Source organism: Actinacidiphila sp. bgisy160 (genome assembly GCF_965342435.1).
In the GTDB taxonomy this organism is placed as follows: Bacteria; Actinomycetota; Actinomycetes; order Streptomycetales; family Streptomycetaceae; genus Actinacidiphila.
In genome coordinates, this window is record NZ_CBDRCM010000040.1 from 13,312 (window position 1) to 39,702 (window position 26,391).

Sequence of the window (26,391 nt, forward strand, 5' to 3'; positions counted from 1 at the left end):
TGGGGGCGTGGGCAGGCGGTTTCACCGCATGCGCAGGGGCACCCCCAGTGATAGCCGGGTGCACAACCACAACGGCGCCGCACGTGGCCGGAATGCCCACCCCAAAGGCCCCGCTCCCGGCCCACCTCGCACGCGCGCAGGCCCGAACCAAGAACCGTGGAGCGCGGGCCCTCCCCCCTCGCGGCCCGCGCCGCACGATCCCCCTCCTCCCGTCCCTATCCACCCCACAAGATCAATTCACTCCAACGGGCAGGCGCTCGGAGTGAAGAGAGGGAGCGCTCGGGGGCGCTTTCGACATGGGACCTGTTGTGTCGATCAACGGACGTCTACGGTCGAAACGGGCACTGTGGCGGGGAGGTACGCAGATGGCGGTACTGCCCGCCGATGTCGACAGGGCGCTGGTGCGCGTCCGTGACCTGGCCGGACGGCCGCGGGGGACGGGGTTTCTGGTCGAGGCGCGGGACGGGCGGGGGACGCTCGTGACGAGCCACGAGGCCGTGGACGGCCTCGTACGGCTCGTGCTGCACGCGCACGGGGAGCAGACGATCCTCGTCGAGGCGCCCGCGATCACGCCGCTGCCGGAGCTGGGGCTCGCGCTCGTGGCGACGGAGGGGCTGGACGTACCGCCGCTGCCCGTGGCCGGGTTCGCGCGGGCCGACGGGCCCGGCCGCTGCGTGCGGTTGCGCGGCGCGGCCTGGGTGAATGCCACAATCGCGGGGACGGCGCCGGTGACGTACACCGCGACGGACCGCTTCCACCTGCTCGACACGGCGTACGAGCTCATAGGTTCGCGCGGCGACGACGAGCCGCTGCGCGCGGTCGCCTCGGGGGAGCCGGTGATCGACGCGGAGACCGGTGCCGTGCACGGCCTCGTGGTGACCGCGCTGCACGCGGGGCGGCGCGCGGGTGGATTCGCCGTGCCGTTGCGGGCGCCCGCGGAAAGCGGGGTGCTCGCGGACGTGCTGGCGCGCAACGCGGCGACCGTGCCCGCGTACGGGCCGCACCTGAACATCGCCGGCGCGCTGCTGCTGAGCGCGACCTCCGTAGGCAGCGCGGCCCGGCCGCGGCCCTGGCGCGAGACCGTCGCGCGCCCGGACACGGAGGCGGAGCTGGCGCGCTTCACGGAGGAAGGACGCGCCCATGTGCTCGGCCTGGTCGGCGCCCCTGGCAGCGGCCGCACGACCGAACTGGAGGCACTGGCCGCCCGCCGCGCCGCGGGTCCGGACCCGGCGCCCACGGTGTGGCTGCGCGGGGCGGAACTGCGGGCGGCAGACGCCGGGTTGAGGGAGGCCGTGGAGCGGGCACTGGCCGCCGCGGGACGCGTCCTGCACGCCGGGAAGGCGCCGGAGCTCGCGCCGGCCGACGCGTCGCCCGATGCCGTCGCCCGCCTGGCGCGCGCCGTGGGACGGCCGCTGCTCGTCGTCCTGGACGCTCCCGAGGAGATGCCGCCGCTGCTCGCCCACGCGCTGCCCGAGTGGACCGCGGAGACGGCGCGTTGGCTGCGTGTGGCGGGGATGCGGCTGATCGTGGCGTGCCGCCCCGAGTACTGGGAGCAGGCCGGCACGCTCTTTCCGCCCGGCCTGCTCCACGACGCCGGCACCCCGCCGGGGGCCCGGCCGCTGCCCGCCTGCCTCCGCCTCGGCGCCCTGCCGGAGGAGCCGGCGAGGCTCGTCCGGGAGCGGCACGGGCTGCCCGCGGGTGCCCTCGCAGGGCAGGACGCGGTTCATCCGCTGGCGCTGCGGCTGCTGTCTGAGGTACGGGCCGCCGGAGGTGGCCTCACGGGACGGCCCGGCCGGGCCGAGGTCTTCTCGGCCCACCTGGACCTGGTCTGCCTGCGGATCGCGGGCCGCATCGCGGCCGCCGCGGCCCACGCCCCGGCCACGGAGGTACGGCGGCTGGCCGCCCGCGTCGCCGGTCAGGCGCACGAGGCGGCCCGGCGCTGCCTGGGCCCCGGGCAGGGCGAACTGGACCGCGCGTCCTTCGAGGAGCTGTTCCCGTGGCGCCCCGGGTGGGCGGCCGCGGTGCTCACGGAGGGGCTCCTGGTGCCGGCCGGCGCCGGGTACCGCTTCGCCCACGAGGAGTTCGGCGACTGGCTTCAGGGCTGCCAGCTCGACCTGGACGAGGCACTGTACGCCCTGGTCCACCGCTGGTCGGCCGGCGACCGGGACGGCTGCGCCGAGGTCCCCGTGCGGCTGCCCGCCCGGGCCGGGGCGCTGCCGCGGCACACCGCCGTGCCGCCGGTGCCGCCCGCGCCGCCGCTCGCCCCGCCCTCCGCGCCGCGCTGCCTGCCCGTGCCGCGGCACCGCATCGGCCCCGTCGTGCAGGCGCTGCTGCTCACCGCGCGCCGGCCGGGGCCGGAAACCCTCGCCCGCAGGCTGCGGCAACTGGTCCTGGTGCTCGACCGCGACGCCGCCTCGCCCGCGCCCCGCGACGGCGGGACCGTCCCGCTCGACGGTGTGCCCCGGCAGCGCGGGGAGGCCGGGGGCGCGGCGCGTACGGCGGCCCGGCGCGCGGACGCGGTGTGGTGGGCGGCGCATCTGCTGGGGGAGACCCTGCTCGGGGTGCCGGACGCGACCCCGTACCGGGACGTGCTGCGGCTGCTGGCGGAACGCGTCACCGCCCGCTCGATCGAGGCCGGTGGCTTCCACGAGGGCACGGGGCTGGGGGAGTTCGGGCCGTGGTTCTGGCGGCGGCTGCGGCTGTCCCCGGAGGAGCGCCTGGCGCTGCTGCGCCTGCTGCTGCCCGCCGACGGCCCGCCCCGCGCCGCGGACGGCCCGCGGGAGCGGTTCCTGACGGCGGCAGGCGAGGTGCTGGCGGCGGCGCCGCGGCCGTCGCTGCCCGCGCTGTGCGACTGGTTCGCCGACGAACGGCTGCTGCAGTCCGCACCCTCCGGTCCCCGGCCGACGGTCGCCACGGCGGCGCAGGCCCTGCTCCACACGCACCGGAGGCAGGCCGTGGACGACCTCACCGAGGTTCTGGCCGCCACGGACCACCCACGTGCCCGGGAGGTGCTGGCGGCCCTCGCCGAGGACGAGCCGTCCGCCGTGTGCCGCGCCGTCGACCGCTGGGCGCACGACGACCGGCCGGAGCGGCACGCCGCCGCGGCCACGTACGGCCTGCTGGCCGCCCCGCACGCCGCGCTCGCCGCCGACCGCGAGCTGCTGCGCCACGCGGCCCTGGCCATCCTGGCCCACCCCGCCGACCGTGCCCTGCACGGCGCCGCACTCGGCCTCCTGGTGCGGGACCCGGCGACCCGTTCCCTTCATCTGCGGGCCGCGCTGGACGGCTTCGCCGCGGGCGACCCGCTGCTGCCGGCCGCGGCGCTCGCCGCGGCCCTCCCCACGCACCCCGAGCAGGTGCTCGCCGCGTTCCACTCCCGGCTGCGCGAGCCCGGCCCCGGCGCCGCCGAGGTGCTGCGCGAACTGGCCGAGGTGTCCACCCCGGCGCTCGCCCGCCGGGCGGCCGCCCTGGTGTGGGACCATCTCGCTCACCGCCCGGAGGACGCCGGGCACGCGGCGGCCTACCTCGACCGCCGCCTGGAGCACGGGCCGGCCGCCCGTGCCGTCCTGCTCCCGCTGGTCACCGGACTGCTACGGGAGCACCCGCCGCAGGTGCGCAGAGTGCTGGCGCCCGTGCTGGCCGCACCGGGCAGCCATGTCTCCCGACCGCTGCGCCGGGAGCTGCTGGACGTCCTCCTGGGTCAGGAACGCGACCCGGCCGTGCTGGACGCCCTCCTCACCGCGGCCGCCGACGGGTGCGCCGGGCGGCCGGCCCGGACGACCCGCGATCTGGTGCACCGGGTCGGCCTCATGCTCTGCCGTACGCCCGAGGGTGCGGCCCTGTTCGACCGGCGGCTGGTGCAGCTGGTCAGCGGGTCGCCTGGATTCGCCCGGCAAGTGCGCGGATGGCTGACCGCGGACTGCCCCGACGGCGCGGGCCCTGGGGTCTGGGACGCGGTCATCGGCCCCAGCGCCCGGCGCATGTGCGACCAGCTGGCGCCCGCCGAGGCGGTGGGTCTGTGACCGGCCCGCACCGGCCCCGGGCTGCCCTGGTGATCAGCACGGCCGCCTGGGGCGGCACGGTCGTGTGCCACCCGGATGTGGTCCGGCTCGCGGGCGGCCCGGCCGCCGAGGACGCGCCGCAATGGCGCGGTCAACGGGGGCGCCGCGCCGGGGCGCGCCCCGGCATGGCAGGCTTGGACCTGCACATCGAAGAACCATCGGCGGTCGAGGAGCGGTCACTGTGCAGCGCTGGCGAGGCTTGGAGGACGTCCCTGAGGACTGGGGACGCAGCGTCGTCACCATCGGCTCGTACGACGGCGTCCACCGCGGGCACCAGCTGATCATCGGCAGGGCCGTGGAGCGCGCCCGTGAGCTGGGCGTCGCCTCCGTCGTCGTCACCTTCGACCCGCACCCCAGCGAGGTCGTCCGGCCCGGCAGCCACCCGCCGCTGCTTGCGGCCCACCACCGCCGCGCCGAGCTGATGGCGGAGCTGGGCGTCGACGCGCTGCTCATCCTTCCGTTCACGGCCGAGTTCTCGCGGCTCTCGCCGGGCGACTTCATCCGTACCGTGCTGGTCGACGCGCTCCGCGCGCGGGCCGTCGTCGAGGGCCCGAACTTCCGCTTCGGGCACAAGGCGGCCGGTGACGTGGAGTTCCTGGCCGCGATGGGGCTGAAGTACGACTACGAGGTGGACGTCGTCGACCTCTACCTGACGGGCGAGGCGGGCGGCGGCGAGCCGTTCTCCTCCACCATGACCCGCCGACTGATCGCCGAGGGCGACGTCGCGGGCGCCGCCGAGATCCTCGGGCGGCCGCACCGCGTCGAGGGCGTGGTCGTCCGCGGCGCGCAGCGCGGCCGCGACCTCGGCTACCCCACGGCGAACGTCGAGACGCTGCCGCACACCGCGATCCCCGCGGACGGGGTCTACGCCGGCTGGCTGCACGTCGAGGGCGAGGCCATGCCCGCCGCGATCTCCGTCGGCACCAACCCCACCTTCGACGGAACCGCCCGCACCGTGGAGGCGTACGCCATCGACCGCGTCGGGCTGGAGCTGTACGGGCTGCACGTCGCCGTCGACTTCCTCGCCTACCTGCGGGGCATGGAGAAGTTCGACACGATCGACGCGCTCCTGGAGCGGATGGCCGGCGACGTCAAGCGGGCCCGGGAACTGGTCGACGCCTACGGCGCGAAGTGAACCGGCGGCCGGTGCGCCGCTGACCGCACCGACGGGAAGGGCCCGTCCCGCCACGACGGCGGGACGGGCCCTTGCGCTCACTGCTGCTGGGTCCAGCCCGGCGGGACGGGCCCCTGCGGCGGGGGCTGCTGCCCGGACTGCGCCTCATGCGGGGGCGGGGGCGGCTGCTGGGTCCAGCCCTGGGGCATGCCGCCCTGCGCGGTCGGGGGCGGCGGGGCCGGCTGTCCGTAGGGCTGCTGCGGGTAGCCGTACCCCTGCTGGGGAGGCATCGGCTGCTGCGGCGGGTACGGCTGCTGCCCCTGCTGGGGCGGGTAGCCGCCCTGCTGCGGCGGCATCTGCTGCTGGGGCGGGTAGACGCCCTGGGCCTGCTGGGCGCGGACGAAGTCCTCGGCGACCAGCGACGCCAGGTGGAAGTACGCCTCCCGGGTCTTCGGCCGCATCATGTCGAGGTCGACCTCGGCACCCGCGGCGAGGTGCTCGTCGAAGGGCACCACGACGACGCCGCGGCAGCGGGTCTCGAAGTGCGCGACGATGTCGTCCACCTTGATCATCTTTCCGGTTTCGCGGACCCCGGAGATCACGGTGAGGCTGCGCTGCACCAGGTCGGCGTAGCCGTGCGCGCCGAGCCAGTCGAGGGTCGTGCTGGCGCTGCTGGCACCGTCCACCGACGGGGTGGAGATGATGATCAGCTGGTCGGCCAGGTCGAGCACGCCGCGCATCGCGCTGTAGAGCAGTCCGGTGCCCGAGTCGGTGAGGATGATCGGGTACTGCTGCCCGAGCAGGGCCAGCGCGCGGCGGTAGTCCTGGTCGTTGAAGGTGGTGGAGACGGCCGGGTCCACGTCGTTGGCGATGATCTCCAGACCGGAGGGCGCCTGCGAGGTGAAGCGGCGGATGTCCATGTAGCTGTTGAGCTGCGGGAGCGCCTGGACCAGGTCGCGGATCGTCGCCCCCGTCTCGCGGCGCACGCGGCGGCCGAGGGTGCCGGCGTCCGGGTTGGCGTCGATGGCGAGGATCTTGTCCTGGCGCTCGGACGCGAGCGTGGAGCCCAGGGCGGTGGTGGTCGTCGTCTTGCCGACGCCGCCCTTGAGGCTGATCACCGCGATCCGGTAGCAGGACAGCACCGGGGTGCGGATGAGGTCCAGCTTGCGCTGGCGCTCCTGCTCCTCCTTCTTCGCGCCGATCTTGAAGCGCGACGGCTGGTTGTTGTTCTTGCGTGCCTTCGGCTGCTGGCGCAGCAGGCGGTCCGAGGACAGCTCCACAGCCGCGTTGTAGCCGAGCGGCGCGCCGTGCATCACCCGCTGCTGCTGTTCCTGGCCGGGACCGGGGCCACCCCAGCCGGCGGCCGTGCGCGGGTCCACGGGCGGGGTGGGCTGCTGCTGTGGCTGGGGCTGCACCGGCGGCTGGGGCTGCGGCTGGGCGTGCGGGCCCGGGCCGGGCTGCGGGTAGCCGTAACCGTACGGCGGCGCCGGGGGATTGGGGCCGTCGGCGTAAGGCGGCACCGGCCGCTGCCCCTGCTGCGGGGCCGGCCCGGGGCCGGGTGCGGGAGCCGGGGGCTGCTGCGGGGCCGACTGCGCGTACGGCGGCATGGGCGGCTGGGGCTGGGCCTGCGGACCGGGCCCGGGCTGCGGGTAGCCGTATCCCTGCTGCGGGTACGGAGGTTGGGGCTGCGGCTGGGGAGGCTGCTGCGCGTTGGGGTCGCCCCACGGCGCGCCCTGGTCCGGCTGCGGGTAGCCGTAACCGTGCGGGGGCGGGGCGGGCTGGGGGTAGCCGTAGCCGTACGGCGGCTGCGGCGTCGGCGCGTTGGGGTCGTTCCACGGCGCGCCCTGGTGCGGCGGCTGCGGGTAGCCGTACCCCTGCTGCGGCGCGGGCGGCACCGGAGCGTGCTGCCGCGGCGCCTCCTGCGGGGTGGCCGGCTGGTACTCCGGCGGCAGCGGTGGCACCTGGGACTGCGGCGCCGGCGCGGGCGGCGGGGCGACGGGCGGCTGCGGCCCGGGCTGTTGCTCGTCGGGGGCGGGCGCGGCCTCCGCCTCGGGTGCTTCCCCGGGTTGCGGCACGGGCGGCCGCGGCAGGGCGTCCGGCTCCGCGGGCTCCGCTTCGGCGGGCTCGGCGCCGGCTGCGACCGGCGCGGACTCATCCGCCGACGGCGGTTCCGCCGACTGGGACTGCGCCGGCTGGGGCTCCACCGGCTGCGGGTGCACCGGTTGCGGTTCCTCGGCCCTGGCGGGCTCGGGGGCGGCGAAGACCGCCGCCGCGGCCGCCTCGCGGGCGGGGTCGGGGGCCACCGGAGCGGGCTGCGGTTCCGCCGGTGCAGGGACGGGCGGTTGCCCGGCCCGCGGCTGACGGGGGATCTGCGGCTCCTGCGGCGTCGCCTCGGACGCGGCCGCCACCGGCGGTGCCACGGGCGGACCCACCGGGGGCCCGACGGGCGGCGGCGGGCTCACCGCGGGACCCGGGGCCGGGGGAGCGGGCGTCGGCGCTCCTCCGCCCGCCTGCTGGGTGTACCAGGACGGCGGCGCGTAGTCGATCTGGAACTCGCCCGTGAGGTCCGCGTCGGACTGTTCCCCGTCCGGGACGGCCCCGCCCGTGCGGATGTCGTCCTGATCGCTGCTCACTGTGCCTCCTGGTCAACTGATGTACGCGCCTCTTCCGTCGGAGCGGACGCGATTCCCCCGTCTCGGAGTTCCCGCGGCACAGCCGCCGGCGGCTCACCCGAAGAGCCTAATCACCCGGCCCGCCGGTAGGGCAAGCGCCGGCGGCATGACGACCGGCACGCCGCGGTGATGCCCCCTTTGCCCCCCACGAGGGCCGTGCTGCCGGCGGGTTGACGCGACCGCTGCGGACCCCGGGACCCCTGAGCCCCATGCCCCGTGCCGCGGCGCGGAAACCGCCGCGGCACGAGCGCGTCCGGAACGCCCCGCCGGGCCGGCCCCGGATCAGTCCACGCGCCGGGCCGGGCCGAGAAGGCCGGACTCCGCGTCGGTGGGCTGCGTCATCACGAACTGCCGGTGCTTGCGCGTGCACCACATCGTCACGTTGTCGCCGAGCGTCGGCAGCGCGGCCACGTCGGCCTCCGACAGCCCCATGACCCGGCCGATGACCTCGGCCTCCTGGGGAGAGACCCGCTGCAGCCCGACCACGTCGGCGCCGGCGAGCAACCGCGGGGCCGTGGGCCCGAGGTACGGCAGCAGGGTCACGACCGACTGCCAGGACTGCGCCGCCACCCGGCTGCGCGGCGGACGGGCGCCGCAGTCACGGACGATGACGACGGGGCTGTGCACCGAGGGACCCTGCGGGGCGATCCGCCCCACCTCGTGCACCGTCACGCACTGCTGGCCGCCCCCCGCCGCCTGTGCCATCGGCGCCCACGACTGGGGCCGGGCGGTCTCCACCGCGACCCGCGCACCGGTCGCGGCCGCGCGCAGCGACAGCACCTGCGCCAGCCACATGCTGCCGACCAGCACCACGTCGAGCCGGGCCGGGCGGCTCAGCGCCAGCACGGCGGGCTGGTTGGCGGCGTCGATCCCGATGACGACACCGTCGTCACCGATCGGCAGGGACAGCCCGGAGAGCTGCCCGGGAGGCAGGGTGTGCCGGTCTCGGCGCGGCCCGAGCAGCCCGAAGGCGGCGCGCAGCGTGCGCCGTCCGGCGCCGGCGAGTGAGGAGCCGCGCGGGTCGGTGCCCTGCGGCAGGTGCGAAGGGCGGGGTTCGGCGCCGCCGGGGAGGCCGGAGCCCGCGCCGGGGCGCTGTCCGCCGAAGGCGGGAACGGTCGGAGCCGGCATCAGCGGGTACCTCCCAGGGGCAGCGTGGCGAGGATGCCGGGCACCTGCTCGCGGTCCAGCCGCACCAGGCCCAGCCGGGACGCGGTGGCGCGGCGCTCCAACTGGCGGCGCGCCTCCACCAGTTCGTTCTCGCTGCGGCCGGTCAGCCGTACGTACCCGGACAGCAGCGCCGCGCGGCTGCCGCCCGGTGCGAGGACCAGCGAGAAGGTGCTGGCCAGCGCGGGCGAGGAGGTGAGCAGGCCGACCAGATCGGGCAGCGCGGTGGCGCCGGAGCCCAGTTGCGGCCAGCGACTCACCCAGTACGTGGTGTGCCAGCGGTCGTCGCAGCGCCAGGCCCGCGCGCTCTCCGAGGTACGGCGCGCCTGGCGGCTGCCGTCGAGGGCGGCGCCACCCGTCGTGGCGAGCGGGTTCACGCAACTCGACGTCGCCACCGCGGCGATGATCTCGGGCTCGGTCAGCACACGGGCCTCCAGACCGGTGCCCACCAGCCGGCTCACCAGGTGGTCGGCGGCCCGCAGCAGGGCGCGCCGCGCTCCGGCCATGCCGCCGCCGCGCGCCCGCACCGCCTCGGGGCAGAGTTCGGGGTCGAGTTTGATCGCGATCCAGGTGAGCCGCAGCCCCGGCGTCTGGCTCTGCGCCTGCAGCGGCGCGTAGGAGCGCGCGGCCACCGCCTGCGGGGGCAGGTGCGGGGCGGGCGCGGGCTGCGTGTGCTGGACGACCTGGACCGACGCGAGCCGGATGTCGTCCACCGTCAGCAGGCCGTTCAGCAGGTCCAGGGGGAGCGAGCGGACGCCGCGGGCCGGGCGCAGCGGCTCGTCGACCGCCTGCACCTGGACGACGGCCGTCAGGAAGGTGCCGTCGCCGACCATGCCGATCTCACGCTGTTCGCGCTCGTCGGTGTACCCGTAGGTGCGCAGTGCCGGGTCGCACTCCACGACCGGCACGAAACCGGGGTCGGTGCCCTGCGGGACGCCGACGGCGTTGCGCCGCTGACGGGCCTTCAGGGCACGGGCGGCGGCCATCCACTCCGGCATCGGGCGGCCGCGCCGCCGCACCAGGCCGAACAGCACCAGCGGCAGGGCGATGACCGCGGCCACGACGGGCCCGGCCACCTTGTGGATCAGCCAGCCGCCCAGCAGCAGTGCGAGTGCCAGCTCGATCAGCACGAGCTGCTGCACCCGCACCGGGCCTATGCTCCCGGGCCTGCGGGTCATCACCGGGGCCGCCGCCCCGGCCCGCGCCGCGGGGGAGTCGCCCCGCCCGTTCCCGGGTGGTCCGGCGTACTGTTGCGATGGCTCGTCCCCCGGACTGCGCCGGGAACTCGTCGCGGTGGTCATCCCCCGTACAACCCTTCTGCTTCTGCCGGTACCTGTGCCGCGTGGGTGGCGTCCGGCGTCGTCCAGCGCTCGCTCGCGTCCGCTTCGCCCTGCCGGGGTGGGACGCTCCGGGTGCCGCTGGCGGGCCGATCGCGCTACCCCGTACCGTACGGTGCGATCGTCACACGGCATAGTAGGGGTCCCCCTCACCACAGCCGTCACCGCGCGGACCGACGGGGCCGGGGAACGCCACGACAAGGCAGCGACACACGGGGAGTTGACGCAGGGATGGCGACACGTAGGGATGAGCTGAACGCCTACTCGTTCGCGCGGAGGCGCACGGTGGCCGCGTTTCTCCAGCCCTCCCCGCACGGTTCGGAGGAGGCCGCGCCGCGACCGCTGAAGACGGTCGCCCCGAGTCTCGTCGTGGGTCTGCTGGTCGTGGTCGGCTTCGGATTCTGGGGCATATTGAAGCCCTCGGCGCCCAAGGGCTGGGACACTCCCGCCCAGAAGGTCATCGTCGGGGACGAGTCCACCACCCGTTACGTGGTGCTGAAGACCAACGGTGAGGCGCAGCTGCACCCGGTTCTCAACCTCGCCTCCGCCCGACTGCTGCTCGACCCCGAGAAGTTCGAGGTCATCAAGGTCAAGGAGTCGGTGCTCGACAACAGCGGCATGACGCTCGGCACCACCATCGGCATCCCCTACGCGCCGGACCGGCTGCCCAGTCAGGGCGACGCCGGCAAGCCCAAGACCTGGGCGCTGTGCGAGACCCCGGGCGGCGGCACGGACCGGTCGGCGCAGCGGGCGGTCCTCGTGATCAACCAGCAGAAGCCCAAGGAGGCGGCCCTCGTCGGGGGCGGGAACCGGCTCCGGGACGACGAGGCCATGTACATCGAGGTGCCCGGCGGCGCCCAGTACCTGGTGACGGACCGGGGCTTCACCTACCTGCTCGGCGGCCCCGACTGGAAGCAGGAGCCCGAACTGGTCAACACCCTTCGCCAGGTCATCTTCGGCGCCTCGGCGCAGCCGCAGAAGGTCGACGCCGACTTCCTGTCGACCCTCAACAACGTGCCGGGTGCCGCCATCTCCTTCCCGCCGGTCGACGGCATGGGCGAGTCGTCCACCGCGCCGGGCCTGAGCCCCGAGCACGCGAAGGTCGGCCTGGTGCTGAAGGCCAACGAGGACCAGTACGTGGTGCAGCGGGACCGGGTCGTGCGCGTCACGGACTTCATGGCGAAGCTGCTGCTGAACAGCCCTCAGGCGAGCTCGCTGTACAGCGGATCGCCGGAGGCGGTCTCCGTCAACGTGGGCGAAGTCACCTCGGCCCAGGCGAGCGAGACCTTCATGGACGACCTCGGCTGGCCGCAGAAGGCGGTCACGCAGGCCAACACCCAGGACGAGAAGGACGGCCGCAAGGTCGCCTGCAGCGTGTACGGCGGGGTCGACGACAAGCTGACCAAGAAGCCGGCGATGACGATGTGGGCCGGGAGGAAGTTCCCCCGGGACGTGGCGCAGAGCGGTACGAACACCTACGTCTCGCCGGGTAGCGGCCTCTTCTACAAGGCGTACGACGGCACCGACAAGCGCATCGGGTCCATCTTCCTGGTCACCGACACCGGACTGCGTTACTCGGTGCCGACGACCGGCGACAGCGACAGCGGCGGCGCCGCCAAGCAGGACGACGCGGTCGGCGTCGTGCAGACCAAGCTCGGCTACGCGAAGAACTCCCCGGTGCCGGTGCCGCGGATCTGGTCGGACCTTCTCGCGAGCGGACCGACGCTCGACGTGAACGCCGCAAAACAGGCCCAGGGCTCCTGAACTGGCATTTCCGCAAGGCTTCACGGATATTGATTGAGTATTTGACAATCCATTGGCCACGCCATCAACTCTCGTGCCAACGTGAGGGTTTGGTGATGAAGGTCAGGATCCCGATACGGATCCGGGTACCTGTTCGCCTTGTCACTGCTATTGGCTAGAGTTGAAGACCGGCGACATCTTCCGATGTACGTCGAATCCGATCTTCTACGTCTCATGGGGGACGCGACACATGGCTGGACAGCAGTTCACCATGACCGAGGAGGAGATGGTTGCTTTCAGCAACCGCATCTCCACGGTCAACTCCTCGATCCAGGGCGAGATCCGCCGCCTCCAGACCGTGATCGACACGATCACCTCCGGGTGGAAGGGCTCCGCCGCGACGGCGTACAACAACCTGCAGACGCAGGTGAACGAGGACGCCAACAAGATCAACCAGATCCTGGGCGACATCAAGGAAGCCGTGGACGCGAGCACCAAGAACTACTCCGCCTCCGAAGAGGAGCAGCGCGCGTCCATCCAGGGCATCTCGGCGCAGGGCGGCAACCCGTTCGGATGACCTTCCCCGCGCGGTGATCTGACGCCGCGCCGGCCGGATCACGCATCCGAATCCAACATCTGAGGAGACATCACATGTCCGGGCAGATCCTGGTCAACTTCCAGACCATCTCCCAGGCCGCGAGCGACGTGCGTACGACGGCCAACAACATCAAGCGCCAGCTGGACGACCTCGAGTCCGGCGTCAAGAAGATCGCGACCACGTGGGAGGGCTCCGCGCAGGAGGCCTACCGCGCCAAGCAGACCGAGTGGGACCAGCGCGCCGCGTCCATGCACCAGACGCTGGAGGCCATCGCCCGTGCCCTCGACACGGCCGCGCAGAACTACCAGGCCACCGAGAACAAGAACCGGCAGATCTGGGGCTGATTGCGCGCCTGGCCGCGTAATACGTGATGAGGGCGGGCGTGTACGGAAGACGTACGTGCTCGCCCTCATCGGCGGTTTGACCACGAACCGCGCACAACGGGAGGACGGAACACCAATGGGATCGCACGCCGTGAGGCGCACCGCCGCAATCGCCGCGACAGCGGCGCTCGCCGCCTTCGGCCCGCCGGCCTCCGGCGTCGCCTCGGCGTCGTCCGCCGGCGACGTACGCACGGTCATCGCCGACGACGGCGACGCCGAGCGCTTCCAGATCGACGACACCCAGTGCTCGTTCCCGTCCGACGTGATCAAGGGCACGCCGTGGTCGCTGCAGCGCATCGTCCTGGACCAGCTGTGGAAGGACACCCAGGGTCTCGGGGTGAAGGTCGCCGTCATCGACACCGGCGTCGACAAGAACAACCGGCAGCTCGCCACCGCCATCCAGTTCCGCGGCGGCAAGGACCTGATCGAGCGGGGCAGGACGAACGACGGCACCAAGGACCCGGTCGGCCACGGCACCAAGGTCGCCGGCATCATCGCCGCCCGGCCCTCCAGGGAAACCGGCTTCGTCGGCATCGCCCCGCGCGCGTCGATCCTCGCCATCCGCCAGAACGACAACCAGGGCGGCGGCACGGTCAGGACGATGGTCGAAGCGATCAAGTACGCCGCGGACGCCGGCGCCCAGGTCATCAACATCTCGCAGGACACCGCCACGGCGATGCCGCCCAACTCGGCGCTGGAGCAGGCCGTCAGGTACGCCCAGGAGCGCGACGCCCTGATCGTCGCCTCCGCCGGCAACGACGGCGCCGGTGGCCAGGTCAAGCTGACCTACCCCGCCTCCTACGACGGCGTCCTCGCGGTCGGCGCCTCCGACCGCGACAACGCCCGCGCCAACTTCTCCCAGCCCGGCCCCTTCGTGGGCATCGCCGCCCCCGGCGTCGACATGGTCTCCACCGTCCCCTTCGGCGGCCACTGCATCGACCAGGGCACCAGCTTCTCCGCGCCGTACGTCTCCGGTGTCGCCGCCCTCATCCGGGCCAAGCACCCGGACTGGAGCTACCGCCAGGTCATCACCCAGATCGAGCAGACCGCGGACCGCAGCAAGCCGGGCCGCGACGATTTCGTCGGCTGGGGCGTGATCGACCCCGTGGCCGCCGTCAACGACGACGCCACCACCCCGAAGGACGCCCCGACGCCGGACCCCGTCGTCAACGCCGGCGCCCGGGAGAAGATCGAGGCGGCGACCGTCATCCTCGGCGAGAGCCCCCAGGAACGCACCGAGCGCTACGCCGTGTACACGGTCGGCGGCGCGGTCGGCGGTGTCGCGCTGCTCGTGGGCGGCGGCGTGGTGCTCGGCGACTGGCGTCGCAAGCGAGGGATCAACACATGAGTAGGAACGGGGAAGCGACACGATGAGTGACCAGTACAAGGTCGATCTGAGTGAGCTTGAGGACACGATCACCAAGCTCAACGGCGTCATCAGCCAGCTGGGTGTGGCCAACGTCTGCGCCAAGAACGACACCTACCTGCCGCCCGGCGCGCTCGGCGCCGGTTTCGAAGAGGCCGAGAAGCTGGCGCGTGCGCACGAGGACATGAAGACGCACATCGAGGCGGTCGTCACCTACATCCACGGTGTCATGAACGATTTCGGCGACAAGACGAAGAAGGTCCACGGCCACTATTCGGACGCCGAGTACGACGCGCAGGGCGGCATGTCCGGGTCCGGTCGGTGAACGGGGCCATGAGCGTCGCCGAGGCCGCAGCAGTCAGGGCAGTGAGGAACGTCGTGCCGGTCGCCAAGGGGGTAACGCACCATGACTGACAACGCGGGGACGTACTACGAGTACAACGCCCCGACCCAGTGCTACGCCGGTGAGCACACCACCGACTTCGCCGGCAGCAAGAACATGGACCAGATGAAGGGCATGCTCGCCAACGCCGACCATGTCGAGGTCGAGTCCTGCGCCAAGGGCTGGATGGACGTGCACGACCAGCTGGTCGTGGGTTCGGGCAGCGCCAAGTCGGTGTTCGACGCGGCGGTCGAGCACATCACCCAGCACTGGGACGGCGCGGCGGCCGAGGGCTTCAAGGCCCAGGCCAGGGTCATCAGCAAGATGATCAGCGACTGCTCGACGTACGCACGGTACACGTCGCAGGCGATGACCAACGCGGCGTCCATCCTGAAGGCGATCAAGCCGCAGGTCGACGCGATGGAGAAGCCCGGCACCCTGTCCAGCTGGGGCGACGCCCTCGGCGACGGGTTCGACCGCAGCGACGCGCAGCTTCACGCCGACCTCGGCAACGGGATGGGCACGCAGTCCGCCCTCGACAAGAACCGCGGTTCGCTGTCGGCGGGCAAGGAAGCGCAGCTCGAGATGGCTGTGAAGATGGAGCAGCTCGGCGCGGGCTACAACGCGCAGTCCATGTCGATGGGGTCGTGGACGAAGAAGCCGATGCCCAAGCGTTACGACGAGAAGGACGACTACCCGGGTGACCCGGGCGGCGTCGCCCCCGTGCCCATGCCGATTCCTGCCGAGGTCGGCAGTCCCCGTCCCAGCGACGCAGGCCGCGGCAGGACGGGAGGCACCACCGGCACCCTCACGCCGTCGCGTGACGTGCAGTCGCCGCGTGAATCCGGCATCACCGGTGGCGTGCAGAAGCCGGTGGCCAGCACCAAGCCGCAGGTCGGCACTGCAATCGACGGCATCGCCGGGGGCACGACCGGCGCCGGCGGGTACGGCGGCGGGACCGCGGGCGTCGGAGGCGGAGCCGGCGGTGCCGGCGGCGTGGGTACCGGAGGCACGGCCGGTGCCGGTGGTTACGGCGGTGCCGGCGCGGGTGTTCTGGGCGGCCTCGGTGGGCGCGGCGCCATGGCGGGCGGCGCGGGTGCGGGTGGCGCCGGTCGTGGTGGCGCCGCGGGCCGGAGCGGTATGCCGGGCGCCGGTGGCGCGGGGGCAGGTGCGGGCGGCAGGGGCGGCGCGGCCGCCGGCCGCGGCGGCAGCCTCGCCCGACGCGGCGGCGGCGTCGTCGGTGCCGCCAAGGGCACCGGCTCGGGCACCCGCGGTACGCCGGGCGGCTCGGGCCTGCACAGGAGCCGTGGCGCGGCGGGAGCCGGCGGCGGCAGCAACGTCGGCAAGGGCGCGAACCGCATGATGGGCCGCGGCCAGACCGACCGTGCGGACGAGGAAGAGGGGCGCGAGGGGGAGCGTCCCGACTACCTGGTCGAGGACGAGGAGACCTGGACGCCCGAGCGCAACAACGCTCCCCGGGTCATCGAGTAGCGACGACGCGGCAGCATGTAGAACAGTGTGGGGGCTCGGCCGGCGAAGCCGCAGCCCCCACATCGCCTGAGAGAGGACAAAGGATGGCCTTCACACGGACGCTGCGCTCGGTGGGCGGCGTTGTGCTCGCGGGTGCGCTGATCTTCGCCGCTGCACCGGCCGCTTCGGCGGACCAGACCAGAGAAGACCAGTGGCCGCTGGAGGCCTTCGACGCGGCATCCATCTGGAAGGTCTCGAAGGGCAAAGGCGTCACCGTCGCTGTCATCGACTCCGGTGTCAATGCCGGTCACGTCGACCTCAAGGGCAATGTGATCGAGGGGAAGGACTTCATCGACGGCGGGTCCACCGCTCCCGACCCCGGCGACGATCACGGCACCGCCATGGCCTCGATCATCGCCGCCCATGGCCACGGCGCGGGTGGGGCCGACGGCGTCATGGGGCTCGCTCCCGAGGCCAAGATCCTCGACATCCGCGACGACGGACATCGCGACAGCGGGTTCGCCGAGTCGATCCGTTATGCCGTCGACCACGGAGCCTCCGTCATCAACGTCTCGTCCGGAGGCGCGGCCAAGGTCGAGGCGGAGGCGGATGCCGTCGCCTACGCACTCAAGAAGAACGTCGTCGTGGTCGCTGCCTCCGGCAACGAGGGTTCCGAGGTGAGCTACCCGGCGGGTCACCCCGGTGCGATCGCGGTGGGCGGAGTCAAGAACAACGGTGAAATCTGGGAGAAGTCCAACTTCGGCTCCGCGCTGCTGCTTTCGGCACCCGGAACCTTCATCGTGAGCGCCGGCGGCAAGAACAACGCGGCCTACCGCTCCGGCACCGGGACCTCGGACTCGAGCGCGTTCGTATCCGCGGCTGCGGCCCTCCTCCGGGCCAAGTTCCCGGACCTGAGCGCCGGGCAGATCGTCAACCGCCTGACCAGGTCCGCCGGCCTGCCCGCGTCGGAGAAGGGACTCTCCCTTCCCGACGAGCACTACGGCTACGGCTACATCCAGCCCCTCGCGGCGCTCACCCGGGACATCCCCGCGGGGCCAACCTACGGGCCCCTCAAGGTGCCGGAGTCGCTGCAGGCCGGGCAGAGCGGTGACGGCACGGGCGCCACGGACAATCCCTCCGCCTCCGCGCCCGACACCACCGGCGGGGGCATGAGCGATGACGAGCAGGCGGCCGCCGACCGCAAGCAGGTCATCGCGCTCAGCGTGATCGGCCTGGTGGGTCTCCTGGTGCTCGCCCTCGTCGTCTTCCTGATCGTGAAGCTCGCGCGCCGCAACAAGGGCAACAACGGTGGCGGCCCGGGCGGGCCCGGCACACCCGCGGGTTGGGGCGGCAGCGGTCAGCCGCAGTACGGCCGGACGCCGCACCAGCAGCAGCACCCGGGCCAGGGCGGCAATCCGTACCAGCAGCAGCCGCAGGGCCCGGGACAGTGGTCGAACCAGTAGCCGGGGCCCGATAGCGGCCCTGTGAACGGCAAACGGGGTGCAGTCCACGTCTTCCGGACCACGGCCGGCGCGGGCGGCCATTCGCCACGCCGCCGGGCCGGCGACATCGCGCCCCCTCCCCCACGAGCAGAGGCGGAGATGAACCCGACGAACCCGGGCAGTGCGAGCAACCACCAGTACGTCGTTCCCCCGCAAGGCGCGGCCGTCGACCGGGCGCCGTACTCGGTGTTCGTCAGCGCCCGTGGGCTGGCGGGTCACGAGCGGAGGGCGGCGGACGGCGCCCCCGCGGCGACCGTCGAGCGGACGGGGGAGGGCGGCGCGCGGGGCGGTGTCGTGGCCGACGTCCACGTCATGGCGGGGGCGGGGCGAGCGGCGGACGGGACGTGGCCTGGGTTCGCGTTGGTCGGTGCCGGTGACGGGGCGACGGTGTGCACGGTGCATCCCGTGGGCCCGCAGGCGTACGAGGTGCGGGCCGGCGATGGTGCGCCGCTGGGGCGGCTGACCCGGCGGGCGGGCGGCTTCCTGCCGCCCCGGCGGGTGCGGTGGACCGCGGAGGCGGTCCTCGGGCCCACGTGGACCGGCGCGGTCGGCCCGCGCAGCGCCTGGGCGGCGTACGTCCTGCTGTCGCCGGCGTGGTTCCCGCTGTGGCTGGTCCTGGTGGCGTACTCGTACGTGGACGCCCTGCTGGACGGCGGCCGCGCGGACTGGGCCGTCCGGCTCACCGGTCCGGTCCGTACGCGCTGGCGGGCCGCGGGGGGCGGTGGCGGGCTCGGCTTCAAAGGCCCGCGCTACCGGATCGAGCCGGACCGCATCGACCACCGCCTCGCCCTCGCGCAGGCGGTACTGCACGCCTCGGACCGCTGACCGTCCGGGGAACTTCGGAATGACCACGGGGAGACAGATGTCCGACTTCAGGATCGACGTCGATCGCATGCGGGACCTGGTCAACAAGCTGGACCAGGCCGACGACCGCATGCGCGGGGTCTGCGAGCGGCTCAAGAAGGTCGGGCCCAACGGCCTGGGCACCGACGACCTGGACGACGCCTGCGACGAGTTCCAGTCGCAGTGGGGTGACGGCATCAAGCGGATCGCCGACGCCTCCAAGACGATGCACGACAAGCTCGAGCTGACGCTGGAGGCGTACACCGCCAACGAGGACGAGACGAAGAAGGTCTTCGACGGCAAGTAGCCGTCGGCCGGCCACAGGGAACGGTACCGGGAGAACGGGGAGAACGGGGAAGAGATGGGTTCGGACGCGAACTGGCCCGGGCTGGGCTTCAATCCCGCCAAGGGCGAACTGCACACCGTCCAGTCGCTGGCGTACGACGTGAAGTCGGTCGGTGACGAACTGGACGACCTGCACCGCCTGCTCACCGACATAGGCAGGACGGACGGGGTCTGGGAGGGCCAGGCGGCGCAGGGCTTCTCGCGCAAGCTCGGGGAACTGCCCAGGTACCTGAAGCAGGGCACGCAGTCGATGCACGACTGCGCCAAGGCCCTCAACACCTGGCACACGCAGCTCACCGACTTCCAGCAGCGGGCGAGGGCCCTGGAGTCGGACGCGGTCGAGGCGCGTGCGCGGGTGGCGGCGAAGACCGCGGCCAACGACCGCGTCAACGACAGGATCAACCAGATCAACCTCTCGGGCAGGCTGCTCACCGAGGCCGAGGCCGCGCAGTTGCGCGAGGAGAGCAGTTCCGCGGTGAGCGCCGCCAACGCGGCGGTCGACGCGCTCGACAAGATCATCGACCAGGCGGAGAAGCTCCAGGCGAACTGGAAGGACCGTGCGGGTGAGGCGGAACGGGCGATCCTGAAGGCCTCCGAGAACCACCCGCCGGACCTCCACTGGTGGGACCGCGCCCTGGACGGGCTGACGGGCGCCTGGCGCGACTTCAAGGACTGGCTGGTGGAGAACGCGGACCTGCTCTCGACCATCTCCAGCGCACTGGCCGCCGCCGCGCTCGCCATGCAGTTCATCCCGGTGATCGGCCAGGCGGCCGGCGCCGTACTCGGCACCGCCTCCGTGATCTGTGCCGCGGGTGCCCTGGCGGGCCACTGGATGGGCAACGCGCGCGGCAACGGCACACCCGCGTGGAAGATCGGGCTCGATGCGCTGGGCGTGATGCCGGGTGTCGGCGCGGGCGTGAAGGGCTTCCTGTCCTTCGGCAAGGCGGCGAAGGCTGCCGCGGGTACCGGCCGGCTGGCCCGGATGATGGAGGGCGGCATGGAGGGGCTGAACAACCCCCTCAGCATGAAGATGGCGAACAAGGTCGCCGGGATGTTCGGCAAGGAGATCAACACCGTGGGCACCCAGCTCGTCATGAAGACGGGCTCCGCCCTGCACGGCGCGTACAAGTGGGCGACCGGCGGGGACGAGGGACGGGCACCCGCCGCGGCCCCCGCCGCGCCGGCCACGCCGACGGCGCGGGCCGACGTGTCGATCCAGCCCTACCCGGCGACCTCCCGCCCGTTCCACAGCGCACTGGCGGCGTGACCATGACCGACCTCGTGCCCGTCGAGGGCGGCGGGAAGCTGCACGTCGGCTGGTTCATGCCGCCCTTCTTCCACGAGCTGCCCGTCGACACCGACGACCCGGACGAGGGCGCGCGCCGCCTCGTCGCCACGGCCAAGGAGGTCCTCGCGAACGGCAGCGAGGACGAGCAGATGCGCATGGCGCTCCTGTACGCGAGCATCATGGGCGACCTGCGTGACGCGGGTGCCTGCTACGCCGGCTTCTGCGTCCTGGACATGGACGGCCGCAACAGCACGGCCACCGTCGCGGTGTATCGGACACCGCTGCCGGAGGAGACGACCGCGGCCGAGGCCGTGCCGGAGATGCTCGCCGCCTTCTCGCGTGCCTACCCCGAGGACGACGTCCAGGTCAGCGAACTCCCCTGCGGCCGGCCGGGAGTGGTGCGGATCGGCTCCGCGCCCTTCGATCTGCCTGCCGAACTCTCCCCGTCGGGGGAGGCTGTTGCCGTGGACCGTGGCCTGATCCAGGTGTACGTCCCGCTGCCCAACGACGCGGAGATGGTGACCTTCGAGCTGAGCACCCCGTCCATGGAGGACTGGGACCTGTACTCGGAGCTCTTCGCCGAGATCGTGCGCGGTCTCGACTGGGGCACCGAGGAGGAGGTGGCGCTGGCCACCGCCCTCGAGCAGGTCCCGGCGCCGCAGGAACCGCCCGCGCCGGAACCGGAGGTAGCGCGGGGGCTGTACGACCGCTCCAGCCGCTTCCTGGACGCGCTCGGCGTGCGCGGGCGTATGGACCGGGGGAACGAGCTGACGGCGGTCACCTGCCCCGATTGCTGGGGAAAGGGACTGCGTTCCGCCTGCTCGGCCCGCCACCGCTGGCGGATCGACGAGGTGGAGGAGGCGCTGCTGGCCCCGGCCGTCGCGCGGGTGGAGGCGTTCGCCGCCCAGGGCGGCTGGACTGTCGCCGACGCGGCCGGGCTGCGCCTGACCGTCCACGAGGAGGGCGAGGGGGCGCACCGGGTCACGGTGACGGCCGTCGCAGGGGAGGGCCGTATCACCGTCGAGGTGCTCGCCCCCTGCCACCGCACGGTCCGGCCCCCGTCCGGTTCGGCGTTCGGCTGACCTCCCGCGCCCCCGACGGGCGGCCGGGTCCGTGCCGTGCGGCCCCGCGCCGCCGTCCATCGCCCCGCGCGGCGGCGCGGATCACGCCCGGTCAGCCCGCGGACCGCTTCAGGGTCGGAGCCGTACGGGGAAGGGCATCGGCGTCGAGGCACTTCGCGGAGTGCCCCGCCACGTAGCGCGCGGCGTCGGCGGCGAGCTCCGCCATGGCCTCGCGCGCCTTGCGGGCCTCCTCTTCGCCTTCGCGCAGGGCCGGGGCGGCGACACTGATGTACAGGGCGTACCCGCCCTTCTCCCCCTGGCCCGGCGCGGTGCCGGCGAGCGTGCAGGGGGCGGTCAGGGCGGCGAGTTCCGTGCCGCCGCCGGAGGTGACGTAGCCACGGGCCGGGCCCCAGTCGAGGGCGGCACCGCCGGCTCTCACCCGCTGGGCGACGGCCTGTTCGTCGATGAGGTCCTCGCGCAGGGCGGACCGGATCTGGACGGCCTCGCCGTCGATGAGCAGCGAGCAGTACTCCCCGTCCTCGCCCACCGACCGCTCCGTGAGCGGTGCCTTGAGGCCGCCTCCGCCGCTCTCGGTCTCCACGACCTCGGAGCGGGGCGGCTGATGGAACAGGGCTATCGGCTTCGTGGACACCGAGGTGCCGCAGAGCCCGGCGGGCAGCGCGGGCGAGGACGACGGGCTCGGGGGCCCCGCTTGGGTTCCCCGGCCGGACGTGCAGGCGACACCCGCGGACGCCATGAGCAGGAGGCCCGTGAGGACCTGGACCGTCTTCTTCGTCACTGCGTGTCTTCCCTCGTGGTCAGCCATGCCGGGAGTCCTCGGCCTTGGCGCCGGCCGCGTGACTCTGCTGGGCCTCGCGTCCGGCGGTGTCCTGCAGATCGCTGATGGTTTCCGTCCCGTGGTGACCGTGCGCGCCGGCCTGCCGTACCGCCTCCCTGGCGGACCGCACGGCCTCCTCCTGGCCGTCGCTGTAGCCGCGTCCGGCCTCGTGCTCGGCCTCCGTGGAGCTGTCCTGCTTGATGGACTCCAGCACGCTGCTCTGCACGTCCTCGATCATCCAGCCCGCGACGTCCCCGACGACGGGCACCTTGATCGCGCCGGTCACCAGTCCCGCGCCCCGCCCGACCCATTTGCCGACGTCTTCGCTGTTCTTGTTGAAGTCCTCGTCCTCCGCGCGCTTGGTGTCCCACACCGCGTCCGCGCGTGCCTCGCTCATGATGCCCGCGACGGTCGCCCCCGGGTGGACGGCGCTGGCCACCCGGTCGCTGACGGGCACATGGGTGTCGGTCTCCCCGTTCATGGCCCGGTCCACCAGACCCGTGGTGTACGCCTGCTGGGACGCGGTGATGGCCCGGTAGGCGTCGGGGTCCTGCCCGACCTCCGCGAGGAAGGCCTGCGTGGCGGCCCGGTCGAGATGCGCGGACGCTCCGTGAACGGGCAGGTCGTCGTCCCCCGAGACACCCCGCTGGACGTCACCCATGTAGCCGGCCGCGATGTGCCCCAGGCTGTCGCGCATCGGCTCCAGGGGCGCGCCGTCCTTGCCGTTGAGGAGTTCACCGCCGCCCTCGCCGCCGAACTTCTCCACGATGTCGTTCACCAGCCCGGCCTGCGCCTGGCTGTGCTCGGGCATGTCCGAGCCCTCGTAGTCGTACGCCACGCCGCTGGTCGCCGCCTCCAGGGCGTGGCCCAGGGCGTCGGGGCCGTGCGCGGTGGCCTTGGCGCTCTCGTCGAGGTCGCGGCTGGCCGTGTCGGGGACCCAGTCGCGGTCGGGGTCGGTGAAGTAGTCCAGGTAGGAGCCGACGTCCTTCTTCCCGTCGCCGTGGTCCACCCTGACCTCCCCGTCCGGATCGACGGTGCCGTCGCGGTGGTAGGCGACCACGTCGCCGGTGAAGAAGTCCTCGGCCGCCCCGGGGCTGTGGCCGAGGCCCTCCAGGATGCCGGTCATGGGGTCGAAGCCGTCGCCGCCCTTGCCGGAGGGGTTGGACGTGATGTCCTCGTTCAGCGAACCGCGCGGGGAGTTCTCGATCCAGATGCCGGGGTTCTCCGCTTCCAGGGAGACCGCGTGCTGCGCGATCGGCGTGAGGAAGCGCGAGTCGTACTCGCCGTACCGCAGGATGCCGCCCAGGACCTGGTAGCCGTACGGCTGGTACGGGTAGCCGGGGTTGTCGCTGACCGTGAACTTCTGGGCGCCCTGGGCGCGCAGCTCCGCGTTCCACGCGTCGGACAGGTGTGGCTGCTTGTCCGGGTCGGTGGCGGTGGCCAGGGAGTAGCCGAGGTTCTTCTGGAGTTCCTGCACTTCCTTGAAGCGCTTGGAGTCCGGTTCCTCGTCGGCCTGGGCGGTGAGGTTCGCGTAGAAGTCCAGGGTCTTGCGCGGCCCGAGCCTGTCGTAGAAGCCGGTGGTGAAGTCGGAGTCCTTGCTGTTGGCGTGGAGGATCCGGTTCAGCTTGTCGAGTTCGGCGTCCGTCGCCTGGTCGCCCTTGGCGGCGATGGCGGTGGCCTGGTCGATCTCCACGGCGTCGAGGCTGGTGTAGACGCTGGTGTTGAACGATCTGCTGTCGCCGTTGGCGTCGCGCTCGAGGGCGGCGCTCGCGGCCTCGTCGGCGGCGGTGGCCTGTTCGAGCACGCTCTTCAGGCGTGCGGACAGCGAGTCCAGCTTCTCCTTGCGCTCGGTGGCGAAGCCCGGGGAGGCGGAGGCGGTCGGGCTGTCCCAGCGGGAGTCGACGTCCTGGATCGCGCCGTCATCGCAGACGCGGAAGCTGTCGCGGCGGGCCTCGTCGAGCAGGGTGCGCAACTGCCTCTGGTAATGGGAGAACTCGGTATGGGCGTCCTGGAGCAGTTTGGCGACCCGGCCGGCCTCGGTGGCGGCGTTCTCGTACTCGGTGCGGGCCTTGCCCATGGTGGCGAAGGCCGCGGTCGCGGCGTCGCCCTCCCAGTGGCCTTTGAGGTGGTTGATGACGCGCTGCTCGAACTCGTGCTGGAGGGCCTCGTACTTGGCGGGCAGCGCGCCCCACGAGGCGGCGGCGTCGGCCAGTGGGCCGAGGTCGGCCTTGTCGAGGTAGGGGATGGACACCATGTGTGCGTCAGCTCCTGTCCGTCCCTGCGGACGGGTGTGGGTTTGCGTTGCGGCCGTGCCGTCTGGCCCGCGGGCCGGAAGGCGGTCCCTATCCGAAGGGGGTGTGGATGGAGGCCTGGCGGGCCTGTTCCTCCTGCTCGGTGCGGGTGTAGTGGCCGGTGCTGGCGTGGAGCTTGTCGCTGATGTCCTGCAGCATGCGCTTGAGGTTGACGACCTGGTCGCCCCAGCGGACGTCCATCGTCACCAGGGAGCCCGCGGTGGCCCAGGAGCCGCCCTCGGGAGGACCGGGGGCGGTGTGCTTGTTGAGGCCCGTGACGGCGCCGAGGGTGTCCTCGTCGGCCTTGTTGTCGACGTTCTCGGTGTCACCGCGCAGTTCGACCAGCGCGTTGGCGGCCTCGTCCAGGCGCTGGGTGTCGACCTTCGTCGTTCCTGCGGACGTTCCGCCGCCGCCCGGATCCGCCGGTACGGAGTTCAGCCGCATCCGGGCGGCGCCACCCTGCCGTGACGTGTCAAAGGGAGAACTCATCCCTGTACCAACCCCGTTCGCTGCGACCGCCCGGCTGGTGTGCCGGGCGGGCAGGCACCGGGTTTCACCCCGGCCCCCGTCGTTTTAACGCGCGCATGCCAATCGCGCCACGACGATACCGGATCCCGCCGGCCCGGCGACGCGCCGTCCCGTCGCAGCCCACCATCGATCCGGGGGGGATCTCGTTCCCCGCACCCGCGCCGGCCGGGGACGGGCGCCGCCCGCCCGCCCGCACGGCGCAGGCACGGGGCACCGGGCGGGACTGGTGAGCCCCCGGCGCCCCGCACCCGCGCGAGGCCGCCGCCTCAGCCCGGCAGGCACCCCACCAGCAGGTCGGCAAGCCCGCCCGGGTCGGCGAGCGCCAGCAGATGCCCGCCCGGCAGGACGTCCGCCTCGACGCCGATCCGCTCCCGGGCAACACCGCGCTGGAAAGCGGCCGGGAACAGTCGGTCGTCGCGGCCCACGACGACGCGGGTGGGCACGTCCGGCCACGTACGCAGCGGGAAGGGCACGCCGAACGGGGTGTCCGACTGCCGGTTCTCCTGGGCCAGGGCCTCGTCCGCCACAGGCCGCGGGAGGTCGTGGAAGAAGGTGACGAGAGGGTCGAACTCCCCGTTGGCCGGCCGGCCCTCGGCGAGGTCGAGGGCGCGCCGGGCCTCCGGCTGGCCGGTGGCGGCCCACCATTGTCCGGCGGTCTCCCCGGGGGCCGGGACCATCGCGTTGACCAGTACGAGCAGCACGAGCCGGTCCCCCAGAGGTGCGCAGGCCAGGGGCGCGCTGAAGCCGGCCATCGACTGGGCGACCAGCACCAGCGGCGCGCGGTCGCCCGCGGCGGCGACGATCGCGTCGGCGTACTCCCGCAGCCCCGCGCAGTCGTCCCCGGTGGGAAGGTCCACCGCGACGGCGGCGTGGCCGCGCCGGCGCAGTTCCGGCACGAGGAGGTGCCAGTACCAGGTGCCGCCCCCCGCGCCCGGGACCAGGACGAAGGTCGTTTCCGTCACGTTCGCCCTCCCGTCAGGACGTCGCCAGGACGGAGGTGAAGCTGTCCAGGATGTGGCCGGCGCCGGCCTCCGCCGTGGCGCAGTGCTCCTCGGGGACGCCGGGCTGGCGGTAGACGACCTCGGTCCTGTCGCCGTGGTCGGTGAAGGTGGCGTCCATGACGACCTCGGGCGCGCCGGGGACCTCCATCGTCCACACCAGCCGCTCGTGCACCTCCACCTCGCGGTACACCCCGCTCAGCGGCATCTCGCCCTGCGGCGTGGTGACGGTGGCGCGCCAGGCGCCGCCGGGGCGGACGTCGATGGCGACGGTGGGCAGCGGGGCGCCGAACCACTGGGCGAAGTACTCCGGCTCGGTCCACACCTTCCACACCTTGGCGAGCGGAGCGTCGAAGACCCGGGTAATGCTGATGTCGTTCATGGTGCTGCCTTCCTGGTCGGGCCGG

General features: G+C 73.2%; 21 protein-coding genes. 13 read left to right on the plus strand and 8 right to left on the minus strand.

Translation table 11 applies throughout. The features are described 5' to 3' along the window. Positions 1 to 365: 365 nt before the first annotated feature. Complete coding sequence (locus ACRWNP_RS26425) at positions 366 to 4,022, plus strand: serine protease (protein WP_431965531.1); 3,657 nt, start codon at positions 366 to 368, stop codon at positions 4,020 to 4,022. Positions 4,023 to 4,242: 220 nt separating this feature from the next. Further along, a complete protein-coding gene (locus ACRWNP_RS26430; protein WP_431965533.1) occupies positions 4,243 to 5,196 on the plus strand; it encodes a bifunctional riboflavin kinase/FAD synthetase in 954 nt (317 codons plus the stop codon). A 77-nt stretch (positions 5,197 to 5,273) separates the two neighbouring features. On the opposite strand, the gene ACRWNP_RS26435 is transcribed toward ACRWNP_RS26430, so the two are convergent. The 3 genes from ACRWNP_RS26435 to eccE all read right to left on the minus strand — a co-directional run bounded on the left by ACRWNP_RS26435 (position 5,274) and on the right by eccE (position 10,312). Next, positions 5,274 to 7,808 (minus strand): SCO5717 family growth-regulating ATPase, encoded by a 2,535-nt coding sequence (locus tag ACRWNP_RS26435; RefSeq protein ID WP_431965535.1) that lies wholly within the window; start codon positions 7,806 to 7,808, stop codon positions 5,274 to 5,276. 321 nt (positions 7,809 to 8,129) lie between these two features. Next, the gene (locus ACRWNP_RS26440; RefSeq protein WP_431965537.1) at positions 8,130 to 8,975 is read right to left on the minus strand and encodes a hypothetical protein; all 846 of its coding nucleotides are present in this window, start codon (positions 8,973 to 8,975) and stop codon (positions 8,130 to 8,132) included. Continuing rightward, positions 8,975 to 10,312: a type VII secretion protein EccE gene (gene eccE, locus ACRWNP_RS26445; RefSeq protein WP_431965539.1), complete on the minus strand. Its 1,338-nt coding sequence runs from the start codon at positions 10,310 to 10,312 to the stop codon at positions 8,975 to 8,977. The genes ACRWNP_RS26440 and eccE overlap by 1 nt, the downstream gene beginning before the upstream one ends. Positions 10,313 to 10,579: 267 nt before the next feature. Here eccE and eccB point away from each other — a divergent pair, with 267 nt between their 5' ends. The 11 genes from eccB (at position 10,580) to ACRWNP_RS26500 (ending at position 21,350) form a co-directional block, all read left to right on the plus strand. Continuing rightward, positions 10,580 to 12,112, plus strand: coding sequence for a type VII secretion protein EccB (gene eccB / locus ACRWNP_RS26450; RefSeq protein WP_431965541.1), 1,533 nt, complete (start codon positions 10,580 to 10,582; stop codon positions 12,110 to 12,112). Between the two features lie 229 nt (positions 12,113 to 12,341). Further along, positions 12,342 to 12,668, plus strand: a complete 327-nt coding sequence (locus ACRWNP_RS26455) for a WXG100 family type VII secretion target (protein WP_431965543.1) — start codon at positions 12,342 to 12,344, stop codon at positions 12,666 to 12,668. Positions 12,669 to 12,742: 74 nt separating this feature from the next. Further along, positions 12,743 to 13,033 carry a WXG100 family type VII secretion target gene (locus ACRWNP_RS26460; RefSeq protein ID WP_431965545.1) on the plus strand — a complete coding sequence of 97 codons (291 nt, stop codon included), beginning with the start codon at positions 12,743 to 12,745 and terminating at the stop codon, positions 13,031 to 13,033. A gap of 115 nt (positions 13,034 to 13,148) precedes the next feature. Beyond that, positions 13,149 to 14,420, plus strand: coding sequence for a type VII secretion-associated serine protease mycosin (mycP, locus tag ACRWNP_RS26465; RefSeq protein ID WP_431965547.1), 1,272 nt, complete (start codon positions 13,149 to 13,151; stop codon positions 14,418 to 14,420). A gap of 22 nt (positions 14,421 to 14,442) precedes the next feature. Further along, the gene (locus tag ACRWNP_RS26470; protein WP_431965549.1) at positions 14,443 to 14,763 is read left to right on the plus strand and encodes a hypothetical protein; all 321 of its coding nucleotides are present in this window, start codon (positions 14,443 to 14,445) and stop codon (positions 14,761 to 14,763) included. Between the two features lie 81 nt (positions 14,764 to 14,844). Further along, a complete protein-coding gene (locus ACRWNP_RS26475) occupies positions 14,845 to 16,311 on the plus strand; it encodes a hypothetical protein (protein ID WP_431965550.1) in 1,467 nt (488 codons plus the stop codon). 83 nt (positions 16,312 to 16,394) lie between these two features. Then, positions 16,395 to 17,753 carry a S8 family serine peptidase gene (locus tag ACRWNP_RS26480; protein ID WP_431965552.1) on the plus strand — a complete coding sequence of 453 codons (1,359 nt, stop codon included), beginning with the start codon at positions 16,395 to 16,397 and terminating at the stop codon, positions 17,751 to 17,753. A gap of 138 nt (positions 17,754 to 17,891) precedes the next feature. Further along, on the plus strand, positions 17,892 to 18,617 hold the full coding sequence (locus ACRWNP_RS26485) for a hypothetical protein (protein ID WP_431965554.1): 726 nt from the start codon (positions 17,892 to 17,894) through the stop codon (positions 18,615 to 18,617). Between the two features lie 37 nt (positions 18,618 to 18,654). Further along, positions 18,655 to 18,942 carry a WXG100 family type VII secretion target gene (locus ACRWNP_RS26490; protein WP_431965556.1) on the plus strand — a complete coding sequence of 96 codons (288 nt, stop codon included), beginning with the start codon at positions 18,655 to 18,657 and terminating at the stop codon, positions 18,940 to 18,942. Between the two features lie 54 nt (positions 18,943 to 18,996). Then, positions 18,997 to 20,247 carry a hypothetical protein gene (locus tag ACRWNP_RS26495; RefSeq protein ID WP_431965558.1) on the plus strand — a complete coding sequence of 417 codons (1,251 nt, stop codon included), beginning with the start codon at positions 18,997 to 18,999 and terminating at the stop codon, positions 20,245 to 20,247. Between the two features lie 2 nt (positions 20,248 to 20,249). Continuing rightward, the gene (locus ACRWNP_RS26500) at positions 20,250 to 21,350 is read left to right on the plus strand and encodes a hypothetical protein (RefSeq protein ID WP_431965613.1); all 1,101 of its coding nucleotides are present in this window, start codon (positions 20,250 to 20,252) and stop codon (positions 21,348 to 21,350) included. Positions 21,351 to 21,441: 91 nt separating this feature from the next. On the opposite strand, the gene ACRWNP_RS26505 is transcribed toward ACRWNP_RS26500, so the two are convergent. From ACRWNP_RS26505 to ACRWNP_RS26525, 5 genes are all read right to left on the minus strand, one after another. Further along, positions 21,442 to 22,128 (minus strand): hypothetical protein, encoded by a 687-nt coding sequence (locus ACRWNP_RS26505; protein ID WP_431965560.1) that lies wholly within the window; start codon positions 22,126 to 22,128, stop codon positions 21,442 to 21,444. A 19-nt stretch (positions 22,129 to 22,147) separates the two neighbouring features. After that, complete coding sequence (locus ACRWNP_RS26510) at positions 22,148 to 24,421, minus strand: hypothetical protein (RefSeq protein ID WP_431965562.1); 2,274 nt, start codon at positions 24,419 to 24,421, stop codon at positions 22,148 to 22,150. A gap of 88 nt (positions 24,422 to 24,509) precedes the next feature. Next, on the minus strand, positions 24,510 to 24,902 hold the full coding sequence (locus tag ACRWNP_RS26515; protein WP_431965564.1) for a hypothetical protein: 393 nt from the start codon (positions 24,900 to 24,902) through the stop codon (positions 24,510 to 24,512). A gap of 350 nt (positions 24,903 to 25,252) precedes the next feature. After that, complete coding sequence (locus ACRWNP_RS26520) at positions 25,253 to 25,948, minus strand: alpha/beta fold hydrolase (RefSeq protein ID WP_431965566.1); 696 nt, start codon at positions 25,946 to 25,948, stop codon at positions 25,253 to 25,255. 13 nt (positions 25,949 to 25,961) lie between these two features. Beyond that, entirely contained in the window at positions 25,962 to 26,366 is a 405-nt protein-coding gene (locus tag ACRWNP_RS26525) for an SRPBCC domain-containing protein (protein ID WP_431965568.1), read from the minus strand. Positions 26,367 to 26,391: the final 25 nt, after the last annotated feature.